At 73.0% G+C, this 12,232-nt stretch carries 9 protein-coding genes; 4 read left to right on the top strand and 5 right to left on the bottom strand.

Going from position 1 to position 12,232, the window contains the following annotated elements; genetic code table 11:
• Positions 1-39: 39 nt before the first annotated feature.
• Both AB0A69_RS05220 and AB0A69_RS05225 read right to left on the bottom strand, forming a co-directional pair.
• Positions 40-282 (bottom strand): DUF397 domain-containing protein, encoded by a 243-nt coding sequence (locus tag AB0A69_RS05220; RefSeq protein WP_361415528.1) that lies wholly within the window; start codon positions 280-282, stop codon positions 40-42.
• Positions 283-1,146, bottom strand: coding sequence for a helix-turn-helix transcriptional regulator (locus tag AB0A69_RS05225; RefSeq protein ID WP_361415530.1), 864 nt, complete (start codon positions 1,144-1,146; stop codon positions 283-285).
• Between the two features lie 382 nt (positions 1,147-1,528).
• Here AB0A69_RS05225 and AB0A69_RS05230 point away from each other — a divergent pair, with 382 nt between their 5' ends.
• The 3 genes from AB0A69_RS05230 to AB0A69_RS05240 all read left to right on the top strand — a co-directional run bounded on the left by AB0A69_RS05230 (position 1,529) and on the right by AB0A69_RS05240 (position 5,873).
• Complete coding sequence (locus AB0A69_RS05230; protein WP_361416794.1) at positions 1,529-1,954, top strand: ATP-binding protein; 426 nt, start codon at positions 1,529-1,531, stop codon at positions 1,952-1,954.
• A gap of 5 nt (positions 1,955-1,959) precedes the next feature.
• Positions 1,960-2,373 (top strand): hypothetical protein, encoded by a 414-nt coding sequence (locus AB0A69_RS05235; RefSeq protein WP_361415532.1) that lies wholly within the window; start codon positions 1,960-1,962, stop codon positions 2,371-2,373.
• A 182-nt stretch (positions 2,374-2,555) separates the two neighbouring features.
• Positions 2,556-5,873 (top strand): DUF4132 domain-containing protein, encoded by a 3,318-nt coding sequence (locus tag AB0A69_RS05240; protein WP_361415534.1) that lies wholly within the window; start codon positions 2,556-2,558, stop codon positions 5,871-5,873.
• Positions 5,874-6,080: 207 nt separating this feature from the next.
• On the opposite strand, the gene AB0A69_RS05245 is transcribed toward AB0A69_RS05240, so the two are convergent.
• The 3 genes from AB0A69_RS05245 to AB0A69_RS05255 form a co-directional block, all read right to left on the bottom strand.
• Positions 6,081-7,154, bottom strand: a complete 1,074-nt coding sequence (locus AB0A69_RS05245) for a SagB family peptide dehydrogenase (RefSeq protein WP_361415536.1) — start codon at positions 7,152-7,154, stop codon at positions 6,081-6,083.
• Between the two features lie 26 nt (positions 7,155-7,180).
• Positions 7,181-8,986, bottom strand: coding sequence for a TOMM precursor leader peptide-binding protein (locus AB0A69_RS05250; RefSeq protein ID WP_361415538.1), 1,806 nt, complete (start codon positions 8,984-8,986; stop codon positions 7,181-7,183).
• A 466-nt stretch (positions 8,987-9,452) separates the two neighbouring features.
• Positions 9,453-9,830: a hypothetical protein gene (locus tag AB0A69_RS05255; RefSeq protein WP_361415540.1), complete on the bottom strand. Its 378-nt coding sequence runs from the start codon at positions 9,828-9,830 to the stop codon at positions 9,453-9,455.
• A gap of 514 nt (positions 9,831-10,344) precedes the next feature.
• Between AB0A69_RS05255 and AB0A69_RS05260 the strand changes: the two genes are divergently transcribed.
• Positions 10,345-12,144: a S8 family serine peptidase gene (locus AB0A69_RS05260; protein WP_361415542.1), complete on the top strand. Its 1,800-nt coding sequence runs from the start codon at positions 10,345-10,347 to the stop codon at positions 12,142-12,144.
• The last annotated feature ends 88 nt before the right edge of the window (positions 12,145-12,232 follow it).

Below are 12,232 nucleotides of genomic sequence, written 5' to 3' on the forward strand. Positions count from 1 at the left end.
GCGGTTCTTCGGCGGTCTGCGGCGGTCTGCGGGCGCTGGTCAAGTGAGCAGGAAGTCGGCCTGTCCGGCCTTGGCCCCCTGGATGAACGCGGCGATCTCGCCGTGGGTGTAGATGAGTGCGGGGCCGTCCGGATCGGCGGACTGGCGTACGGCGACCCTGCCGTCGGCCAGTTTCATGGCCTCGACGCAGTTGCCGCCGTTGCCGCCGCTCCACGGCTTGTGCCATCCCTCGGCCCCGAGCTCGCCGGCGGGCATGCCGTTGTATATGCGGTCGCGGTCCATTCACAGCTCCTTGCGGAAACCCCGGAGGATCTCCTTCGTACGTTGTGCGGTGGCGGCCTGCGCCGCCATGCGGTCCATGACCTCCAGGTGCGAGGCCACCTCGGTGCGCGCGTCGAGGTAGACCGCGCCGGTCAAGTACTCGCTGTAGACCATGTCGGGCAGTTCCGGCATGGCGAATCGGAAGAGGACGAACGGTCCGTACGTGCCCGGGTGGTGCCCGGTGGCGAATTCGGCGATCTGGAGGGTGACGTTGGGAAGCGCGGTGGCCTCCAGGAGGCGGTCGATCTGCGCGCGCATGAGGGCGGGGCTGCCGCCGACGGGCCGGCGCAGCACCGTCTCGTCCATGATCACCCAGAACTTCGGCGCGTCCTGCCGGGTGAGCAGGGACTGCCGCGCCATGCGCAGGGCCACATGGCGTTCGATGTCGTCCGGCCTGACCTGCCCGACGGCTCCGCCGCGCAGGATGGCGCGGGCGTAGTCCTCGGTCTGGAGGAGGCCGGGGACGAACTGCGGTTCGTAGGCCCGGATGAGGCTGGCGGCGCCCTCCAGGCTGACGTACATGCTGAACCAGCTGGGCAGGACGTCGTGGAAGCGCTGCCACCACCCCGGCTTGTTGGCCTCCTCGGCCAGCCGGACGAAGCCGTCGGCCTCGTCCTGGGGGACTCCGTACTCGCGCAGCAGGAGCTGGACGTACGGGATCTTCAGGGAGACCTCCGCCGTCTCCATGCGGCGGATCGTCGCCGGGGCCACGCGGAGCACCTTGGCGGCTTCCTCGCGCTTCAGCCCCGCGCGCTCCCGCAGTTCCTGCAGGCGCTTGCCGAGAACGACCTGTCCCACGGTGGGGGCGGACCGCGGCTCGCTCACTTCAGACCTCCCCACGCACTGTTTCGACGAGTGTGCCATGTGACGGCCAGACAGAACAGCTCACTCTGCAATTTTCAGAGTGCCGCTTGCCAAGTGTCTGGGTCGAGAGGAAAGTATTCCGATGAACCAGTTCACGCGGCAGGCCGCACTCCGCTCCGGGAGAGGCAACGTGCGCGCTGCCGCCCCACGTTAGGAAGCGGTCGTGGTCCCTGGTAATGCGCTGACGCCTCATGTCATGGCCGCTCCGCGACCGTGGCTCGCCGGACCGCGAACCGCTCCCGATTTCCCCTCCGATTCCCCTACCTCTTCCCCCTCCGATTCCCCTTCCCCTTCCGATCCGGGCTCGGCTTCCGCACCCGACGTCCGCCGCTTCTGCTTCGAACTGCCCGCGCGCGCCGAGTCGGTGGCCCGGGCGAGGCGCCTGGCCGACGACCGGCTCGTGCGGTGGCAGCTCGGGCGCGAGGTGCGCGACACGGTCGCGCTCGTCGTCTCGGAGCTCTTCACCAACGCCGTGGTGCACACGGGGAGCGGCCGGGTCGTGTGCGAACTGCGCGACCAGGGCGGGCGGTTGTGCATAGCGGTCCAGGACGAGGGCTGTCCGGCGGCCGAGCCGCGGCTGCGGCACGTCGACGCCGAGGAGCGGGGGCGGGGGCTGCTTCTCGTGGAGGCGGTGTGCGGCGCGTGGGGCGCGCACGACGCCCGGCACGGCGCCGGGCGCGTGGTGTGGGCGGAACTGGCCCTCGATGACGTCGACGGCCCCGATGGCCCCGCCCCCGCGGGGGATTTCGGTACGGCGGGGCCATGCTGAGGTCGATGGCCACGCTGCTCGCCGCGCGTGGCCGTCACAACCGCCCGGACGCGTCACGTGACCAGGTGCGGCTGACCCTGCCGCCGTCGCTGCCGGCCACGCTGGGCTGCGACGCGGTGGGCGTTCCGGCGCGGCACGGGTTCCGGCTGCTGTCGCGGCTGCCGGGCACCGGCTGCGTGTTCGCGGACACCGACTGGTGGTGGTGGATCGTCCCGGCCGGCTCGGACGCGGAGCTGCGATGGCCGCTGCCCGCCTGTTACGCCGTCGACGCCTGCGTCCCGGACCGCCGGCCCCGGCTGATCCACCGGCCGGACAGCACCTCGCCGTACACACCGCCGATCCCGCTGTACCTGATGGTCTGCCAGCTCACCGGCATCGCGCCGTCGTGGACCGGGCCGGGGATCGAGTCCCGGCTCTGAAACGCCTGGTCGGGGGCGTTGTCAGTGGTGCCCGCTACGGTCGCTTCCAGTGATCGACGCGGAGGAAAACGGGAGGGCCTGTGCTGCGTGACGAGTCGCGGGACCCGGCGGCCGGGGAGTCGGAGCAGTCCTTCGTCCTGCCAACGGCATGGCGGCGCACGCTGCATCCGAGGCGTGGCGGCGTGAGGAGAGCCCCGAGCAGGCCGGACAAGGAGACGGCAGCGCTGCTCGAGACGCGCCTCGCGCAGGACAAGGACTGGATCGAGGAGTTCCTCACCGCACCCGGCAGCGACGCGCGGCTGGTGGCGGCGGCGCGGGCGCAGCTGGACGGCAGCGGGCCCTCGCCGCTCGGCGCGGCCGCCGTGGCCGCGATGGTCGCGGTGCCGCCACCGACGGCCGCCGCCTGGGCCGACATCTGGGCCGCGGCGCACGGGCTGCCGTTCGCCGCCCTGGCCGTGGTGGAGCTGTTCGACATCGAGGCGGTGTGGATCCAGTCGGGCGGCACGCGGTCGGATCCGGGCATCACCGCGCTGGATCCCGTCGCGCGCATCCCCTACCTCACCGAGCAGCGCCGGCCGCCGGCCGACCGTGTCAGGGCCCTGCTCGCGGCGGCCGACGAGGATACCTACCGGGCGGCGGTGGCCGCCCTGGCGGGCGCACGTGACGGCGAGCGGCGGCGGATCGCGGTGTCGTATCTCGTGCCGTCCGAGACCGACTGGGTGACCGAATGCTGCGCCGAGCCCGGTCCGCTCGTCTTCCTCGACGGGTACCTGCGGTCGATGCTCTTCTGCTCGATGGACGCGCCGGAGCAGGTCGTCCGGCTGGGCGGGAAGGCGGACATCGACTGGCCGCTCTCCACGATCGCGACCGTGGCCGAGGGTCTGGGCCCGGCCGCGGCCCCGCTGGTCGCGGAGGTCTTCGACCGCCCGTACGCCTCCGCCGCGAGCGTGAGGGCGGCCGCGGCCGCGTTGGTCGAGCTGCCGGGCGAGGCGGCGGTCCGGGCGCTGCTGTCCCGGGCGGACGACAAGCGGGTACGGCCCTCGCTGCTGCGGGCCATGGAGCGCCGGCCCGTGACGACGCTGCGCGTGCTGGCCGAGGCGTCGCAGGGATCGGGCCGGGCCGCCGAGGTCGCGCGACAGCTGCTGGGCGAGCACATCGGCGCCCACGTGGAGCTCGTGACGGCTGCTCTGCCCACGTGCGACGAGGCGGTCGCTGCGGCCGTCCGGCCGTTCCTGGAGGGGCCGGACCGGGTGCCCGACGCACCGGCCGAGGCGCTGCCCGCGCCGCTGACGAACCCGCCGTGGCTCTCCCGGCCCCATGCTGGGACCGACGCGGGGACCGGCGCGGAGGGGGATCCGCAGGGGGTGGTCACCGGGCTGAGTGCCGACGCCGCGCCGGTGGTGGAGTGGCTGGCGGGTGAGCGGGAGGCGTGGGCGGCCGCCCGGTCGCCGTACCTCCGCGCCACGGACGACGACGGTTCCGGACAGATGCCCGTCGACATGGAGGCGCTGCGCCGCTACGGGCTGGAGGACCTGTCGTCGGCTGAGCTGTTCCTCCGGGGCCCGGAGGAACAGCTGCGTCCGCTGCTCGCCGCGTGGGCGCCGGACGACTACTGGGAGGGCGAGAACACCCTGCGCCCGGTCGCCGCGCGGTACGGGACGGACGCGCTGCCGGTGCTGAAGCGGGCCGCCGTGCGCCATCCGGCCACGCTGGGGGCGCTGCTCCTGCCGTTCCGTGACGCCGGCACCGCCCGGCTGATGGCCGAGTGGACGGTGCGGCTCAAGAAGGCGGGCGGGGTGGCCCGTGCGTGGTTCGCGCGGCACGGCCTGGCCGCGGCCCCGCTGCTGGTGCCGGACGCGGTGGGAGCACCGGGACCGGCGCGGCGCCATGCCGCGTACGCCCTGCGGCTCATCGCGGCCGCGCACGGGGTCGAGGCGGTGTGCGGGGTGGTGGCCGAGCGGTACGGCGAGGAGGTCGCAGAGGTGGTCGGGGCGGCGCTGGCGCCGGTCGCCGATCCGCTGCGGGCCGCCCTGCCCGCCACGCTGCCCGCGCTCCCGGAGTGGGCCGATCCGGTCGTGCTGCCGCAGATCCTGCTGCGTGGCGGGGGCAGCGCGCTGCCCGCCGAGTCGGTGCGGCACACGCTGACCATGCTGGCGATCTCCCGGCCGGGCGCGGTCTACCCCGGGGTGCCGGTGGTGCGGGAGCTGTGCGACGGCGATTCGCTCGCCGCTTTCGGCTGGGAGCTGTTCGACCGGTGGCGGTCGGTGGGGATGCCCGCCGAGGGCAGCTGGACGCTGCGCGCCCTGGGGTTGCTGGGTGACGACGAGACCGTGCGGCGGCTGGCTCCGGTGCTGCGGGCCTGGCCGGGCGAGGGAGCGCACCACCGTGCGGTGGAGGGGCTCGACGTGCTGGCCGCGATCGGTACCGACGAGGCGCTGACACATCTGCACCGCATCGCGGAGCGCGTGCGGTTCAAGGCGCTGAAGGCGCGGGCGCGGGAGAGGATCGCCGAGGTGGCGCGGGGGCTCGGGCTCACCACCGAGCAGCTGGGCGACCGGTTGGTCCCGGACGCGGGCCTGGACGCGACGGGCGGCACGGTCGTGGACTACGGCGCGCGGCGCTTCACGGTCGGCTTCGACGAGCGGCTGCGGCCGTACGTACGGGACGGGTCCGGCAAGCGGCTGAAGGGCCTGCCGAAGCCGGGCCCGAAGGACGACCCGGAACGGGCGTCGGCGGAGCGCGCGCGGTTCACGGCCCTGAAGAAGGAGGTGCGGACCGTCGCGTCGGACCAGGTGCGGCGGCTGGAGGCGGCCATGGTGGCGGGCCGGACCTGGACGGCGGAGGAGTTCCGCGGCCTGATCGTCGGCCACCCGCTGCTCCGTCACCTGGCGCGGGGGCTGGTGTGGCTGGCCGAGGACGGGGACGCGGTGTGGTCGTTCCGGGTGTCCGAGGACCGGACGCGGGCGTGTACGGACGTGGCGGGCGGGCACCGCGCGTTGCCCGAGGGCGCCTCCGTACGACTGGCCCACCCTCTGGATGTCGAGGGTGAACTGGAAGCGTGGCGTGCGGTGTTCGACCGGCACGGGACCCTTCAGCCGTTCCCGCAGCTGGAGCGGCCCGTCTACCGGTTCACGGACGAGGAGGCGGCGGGGTGGCGGCTGCCCCGCTTCGAGGGCATCACCGTGCCCACCGGCGGCCTGCTGGGCCTGGAGCGGCGCGGCTGGCGGCGCGGGGAGCCCCAGGACGCCGGGGTGGAGTGCTGGCTCACCAAGGAAGTCGGCCCGGACCGGTACCTGGTCGTCAACCCGCGCGACGGGATAGCCGTCGGCGCCGTCGACGTCTTCCCCGAGCAGCCGCTCGACGCGGTCTGGCTGCACGACCGCCCCGGGGACTGGTCGCCCCCGCTGGACAGTCCACTGCGTCTGGGCGAGCTGTCCCCCGTCCTCGCCTCCGAGGCGCTGGCCGACCTGACCGCGCTGACGGAAGGGGCGGCGCCCTGAGCCGACGCCCCTTCGGGAGCGTCATGGACGGTGCCCTTGGGCACCGGGCGGCAGACGTGGTGCACGAGCATTCAGCCGCACGGCCTCGGCGCATGACGACGAGCCGGGAGCCCGCCTGCTCGGGCCGGGCCGGCGTGTACCGACGCCGGCCCGGTGGAGCCTGGACCGGGTGCGCACCACGCTTCACCCAGGGCCGCACGGAACGGCTCAGTGGTAGAGGTCCTGAAGGCGGAGAACGGGCGTCGGCGCTTCGTCGGCGCGGGGCAGTCCGAGGGCGAGGCTTCCGACGTGGATGAGCCGGTCCTTGTAGGGGGTGAGGAACGGGGCGCTCAGGGAGGCGTCGATGGCTCCGATCGGGCAGGCGGCGAGTCCCAGGTCGGTGGCGGTCAGACTGAGGGTTTGCATGAGGCAGCCGGTGTCCCGGTAGATCAGGGCGAGGACGAGGCGGGAGTACTTCCATGCCGTCCGGGCCGCGAAGGAAGTGAGGTAGAGGCTGACGGGCGGGGGCTGTTCCATCGCGGCCGGGGCGGCGACGAATCGGTGTTGCAACGCGGCCAGTTCCTCGCTCCAGGGAGCCAGGTGGTCGAGTGCGTGGGCAAAGGGGTCGTAGTGGTACGCGCCCGGCTCCAGCCCCTGCACGTCCCGGGCCAGTACGTGGATCTCCAGGCTGTGGCGTCCGCCGCCGGACGGCGAGGGCCGCTGGGTCTGCTGGTACGCGAGGGGCGGGATGTATCCCCGTACGCGGGCGGCGTGTTGGAGGAGAGCGGCCAGGGCGGTGAGGGGCACGGGCTCGGGGGCGTACCTGCGGATGCTGCGGCGTTCGGCCAGGACGGTGGCGAGGGGGCGGCTGCCCGGGCCGTCGGTTTCCGGCAGGTTGATCGTCCTGGTGGCTTCGCCGTGCCGGAATCGGGCGGAGGGGCAAGCGCCGAGGTCCCATCCGCTCAGTCCGCCCGTGCCCGCCTGGTGGTGGACAGCGCGTTCGTACGGGGTCCAGCCGTCGCCCGGGCCGTGTTCGGCGGCGGCCTGGCCGTGCCGGACGATGCCGGCTGCGGCCAGCTTTTCCAGCAGTGCCGCGACGGCCTCGGCCCCGGGTGAGCCGTCCCACAGGCCGTGCAGCTCTTCGGGCGTGCGGGGCTGGTCGAGGTGGCCCAGCAGCGTCAGCAGCGCGGGGCGGGCGGAGAACGTCCGCCCGGTGCGGCAGTTCCGCAGGACCATGTCGGTGCTCGTTCCCCATTCGGGGACCACGTCCGGGTTGCGGCGGTAGTGCGGGGACTGGCTCATGCGTGCTGTCCTTAAAGGACGCGGTTTCAGAGGAAGGGGTGCGGCATCGGGTTGAGTTCGTCCTCCGCCAGCGGCGTGGTGCGCGCCCCCATGGTGAGGGGCGCCTGGAAGACGCGGGGGCCGCCACGGCGGTGGAAGTCCCGGCGCAGGGTGATGGGGCACAGCCCCGGCACGATGGTGCGTACGACCGAGACGCCGCATTCGTGGACGTCGATGGGGGTGATGTCGACCGTGATGGTCTCGTACCCCGCGGCGGCCAGTCGGTCGATCACTTCGGTCAGGTCGGCCTGGGGCGTGCCTGGGACGGTGCGCGGGTGCGGCGGTGGCAGCGAGGGGCCGTCCTCGAAGAACTTGAGATGGCTGAGGCGCTCGGTGGCGCAGTAGTAGCGGGCGAAGTCCAGGACCGTGCGCAGGTCCTGGTCGGGTTCGGGGACTCCGTCACGGTCCAGCACCGTCTCGGTCGAGGCCAGGCACAGGCAGGCTTCTTCCAGGGCTCCCTGAATGGCGTCGTGCATGTCCAGGGCGGCCCTCGCGGCATGGGTGACGACCGGCCGGGCGGCAGTGCCCGCGCATACCTGCACTCCGGCCACGGGGACGCCGAGGTCGGTGGTCAAGTCCTTGCAGAGCAGACGCGCGCCGCCGGCGGTCAGCCGGGAGGCCATTTCCCGTGCGGGGCCGTCGGGGAGGAGGCTCAGGTCCAGGGTGGGCAGGGCGAGCCGGTTGGACCAGAAGATCACCGCGGCGTCACGTTCCACCAGTTCGAGCAAGCCGCCCAGCGCGGCGTGCGCGGCGTCGCGGCCGGCGGCCAGACCGTTGGAGATGGTGTCGTACCAGGGCTTGTGGCCGCGCGGGAAGCGGTAGGGCAGGTAGACGGCGCAGGCGGGCACGTAGCGCGGGCGGCCGGTCGTCAGGGAAACGCCTCGGACCCAGTCGATCTCCGCGTCCGGGTCGAACGGGCCGTAGCGGGTCAGGCGCGCGTACTCGGTGGTCGAACCGAGGGGCAGCGTGCGCGGGTCGACGGCCGCCTCACCCAGTGCGGCGAGGGTGGCGCGTACGAAAGTCGCCGGGTCGTAGACGCCGGCGGCATACCGCTCCATCGTCTCACCGAGCGCGCACACCCGCGCGGTGTCGCTGTCCCACTTGTTCGCGGCGCCGCCGGGCTGGGCCTTGACGGGGGAGAACCATGTCGTCGTCGGCAACCCGATCGTGTAGGCGCTCGTGGTGGCGCCCGGCTGGTCGTCCTCGCGCACGAGCATCCCGCTCACCAGCCCGGTCACCGGGTCGACGGCTCGGCTCATGCGCTCCCAGTCGCTTCTGCCGTCCTGGCTCGGCACGGCCTGGGGCAGCGCATCGCTGCGGGGCGCCGGGGAAACGCCGGGCGGGCAGCCAGGGCAGTTGGGTGTGTGCAGCAGAGGGTGCCGGGTGCGCTCCAGGGACGCGTGGTCCAGCTGCACCACGTACGGCTCGCCGGGACCGGAGCCGGACAGGGCCCTGACGGCTTCGTGCGCGAGGGTGGCCGCTGCGATGGCCGTGGTCGGCCACGCGCCGTCATCCGCCGCCCCCATGAGGAGTTCGATCGGCAGGTCGGCGATCGCCTGCCAGATGTGGTTGGCGCGCAGGCGCCGCACCAGACAGACGGGGCACGCGGTGGCCGGCGGTCGCAGCCGGGCGAGCAGCAGCCGGGTCGGCGTGCTCAGATACGTCACCAGCGGGCTGTCCGTCGCGCCCGCCCAACGGGCCCACTGGGTCAACTCGGCCTCGCCGCACGACAGTGGCACCAGCGCCACACGTGCGGCGGCGCTGCCGGGGACCGTGGTTCTCTCGACCTCCACGCCTGCCGCGCCCAACAGCGGACGGACGGCGTCCTGTACAGGCCCTTCTCCAACAAGCAGCACGGACCCAGGGTTTGCGGCTCCCGCATACAGCGGATGGGTCGGCGTACGGCCGCTCTCCCGGAGCAGCCCGCGTTGGCGCAGTCCCGCAACGGCCGGCTCCGGCAGCGCCTCCAGACGTACGAGGTCGTCGTCGCGGTCCGGTGCGCCGGGCGAAACGGCACGCAGCCGCAGCGTGCCCGTGCTCGCACTCCACGCACCCGCGTCGACGCACTCCTCCTCTCTTATGCTCCGGGCAGGCCGGCCGGGAACGAATGAGCCGTAGCCTGGCGAGGAGCCGCCACAGGCGGGCCACTTGGAATGAGCCACCCCGGTCGGCCCTTGGGGGCCGGTTGCCGTCGGGGCCGCACAACTCCAAGCCAGACGCCACGAGCCCGGCAAGATCGGCAAGATCGGCAAGGCGCCCCTACGGCAGCGGCCTCACCGGCACCTTGGCGGCGTCGAAGGCGACGTACTCGATCACCGCGCCGCCGGGGTGCAGCACGGTCAGGTTCCGCCCGGTCGGCACCTCGTTGGGCCCGTCGAGTATCCGGCCGCCCTCGTCCGCGACCAGCTCCAGGATCTCGTCGAGGCCCTGGACGACGGTGGTGGCCTGCACCTCGCGGAACGGCGCCAGTTCCTCCGCCGTTCCCGCGACGAGCAGGTAGGCGCCGACGGCCGCCAACTCGACGCCCCGGTAGGCGAAACGCAGCTCCGGCTCGGTACCGGTCAGCGCCTGGAACGTCGGCAGCGCCGTGTCCAGGTCGTCGACGTATACGCGGGCGTAGGTGGCGAGCACCGGCATCGGACCACTCCTCGATCTCGTCAGCGGCGACCGGCCACGCGGCGCGGCCGGCTGATGGGCCGACCCTACCGGAGACACCCTCCGGTTCCGCCGGCCGGAACGGAAGTGGGGGCGGTCGAGCGGCCGACGCCCCATCCGCCGAACGGCACGAGGGCGGTACACCGAGGCTCCGGCGCGAGGGCCTCGGAGAGGGCTCCCCCTACCCCCCTCAGGGAGGACAAGGGTTTCCCCCATATCGGGTTCACCTCGGGTTTCCCTACTGTCTGCCCCACCGGCGGTTCTCATTCCCTGACCTCGTCTGTCAGGTGCATGTAACCCCTGAGCACCACCGGTCGCGCCGGCGGCGGCCACGGGCCCACCCAGCCCGGGGACCACGGAGCACTGCCCCCATGGTGCACCGCGGTCCCCGCAGCCGCCCGCCGCGCGCCCTGCACCGTCAGCTGCTCCGGGAGTCGCCGGAGCCGCCCTGAAAGGGAACACCTTGAACGGTTCCAGGCGGAGACTCATATCCGTCGTGGCCGCGAGCGCCACGATCATCGGCGTGGCCGCCACCTCGTCGGTGGCACTCGCCGCAGAGGCCACCCCCCAGCCCGCCCCCCGGCCCGCCGCCGGGGTCACGCTGCCCAGCGCGCCGGTCGAGAAGGTCATCGTGACCTACAAGTCCCGCACCGCCGAGGCCACGTCCAACACCGCCGCCAAGGGTGACGCCGCCGAGAAGGCCGCCAAGACCGGCGAGGACCTCTCCTTCGAGCGCCGCCTCGCGAGCGGCGCCGCGCTCGTCGACCTCGGCCAGGAGGCGGCGTCGAAGCAGGACCTCTCCGAGGTCATGGCCGCCTTCCGTGCCGACCCGGCCGTCGCCTCGGTCGAGCCCGACATCCGCGCCTACGCGATGGCGGTCACCCCCAACGACACCGAGTACGCCAAGCAGTGGGACCTCTTCGAGCCCACCGGCGGCATGAACGTGCCCGGCGCCTGGGACACCACCACCGGCAGCGGCGTCACCGTCGCCGTCATCGACACCGGCTACGCCGCGCACAGCGACCTCAGCGCGAACACCATCGCCGGCTACGACTTCATCTCCAGCTCCGCCGACGCCCGCGACGGAAACGGCCGCGACAGCGACGCCAAGGACGAGGGCGACTGGAACGCGACCGACGGCGAGTGCGGCACCGGCTCCCGCGCGAGCAACTCCTCCTGGCACGGCACCCACGTGGCGGGCACCATCGCGGCGACCACTCACAACGCCAAGGGCGTCGCGGGCATCGCGTACGGGGCGAAGGTCCAGCACGTGCGCGTGCTCGGCAAGTGCGGCGGCTCGTCCTCGGACATCGCCGACGCGATCACCTGGGCCTCCGGCGGCACCGTCCCGGGCATCCCGGTGAACCCGACCCCGGCCAAGGTCATCAACATGAGCCTCGGCGGCGCCAGCTCCACCTGCCCGACGGTGTACAAGAACGCCATCGACGGGGCGGTCGCGCGGGGGGCGACCGTCGTCGTCGCGGCGGGCAACAGCAACGCCAACGCGTCCGGCTTCACGCCGTCCAACTGCGCGAACGTCATCAACGTGGCGTCCACCAGCCGCGAGGGCAACCGTTCGTACTACTCGAACTACGGCACCATCATCGACGTGTCGGCCCCGGGCGGCGAGACCCGCCGCGCCACCGACACGCCGGGCACCATCACCACGCCCGAGAACGGCATCCTCTCCACCCTGAACTCCGGCACCACGACCCAGTCGCTGGAGAACTACAAGCCCTACCAGGGCACTTCGATGGCGGCCCCGCACATCGCCGGTCTCGCCGCGCTGCTCAAGTCGGCCAAGTCGTCGCTGACCCCGGCCGAGATCGAGACCGCGATCAAGACCAACGCCCGTCCGCTGCCCGGCACCTGCTCCGGCGGCTGCGGCACCGGCATCGCCGACGCCGCGAAGACCGTCCAGGCCGTGACCGGCGCGGGCACGCCCGGTACCGGAGCGAACTTCGCCAACACGACCAATGTGAACATCGTGGACAACTCCACCGTTACGTCCTCGATCTCCGTCACCGGCCGCACCGGCAACGCGCCCGCCGCCCTCAAGGTGGACGTGGACATCAAGCACACCTGGCGCGGTGACCTGGTCATCGACCTGGTGGCCTCGGACGGCAGCGCGTACCGCCTGAAGAACTCCAGCAGCAACGACTCGGCCGACAACGTGCTCGCGTCCTACACCGTCGACGCCTCGTCCGAGGCCGCGAACGGTGTCTGGAAACTGCGCGTCCAGGACGTGGCCTCGGGTGACACCGGCTACATCGACTCCTGGGGTCTCACCTTCTGATCCCCCCGCATGACCTGCTCCACCGCTGGTCAGGGGCGTGTTCGCGGCACTGCGCCGCGGGCACGCCCCGCCGCGCTTCCCCGGCCGG

Origin of the sequence: Streptomyces sp. NPDC045431, from assembly GCF_040646655.1 — a bacterium.
In the GTDB taxonomy this organism is placed as follows: domain Bacteria; phylum Actinomycetota; class Actinomycetes; order Streptomycetales; family Streptomycetaceae; genus Streptomyces.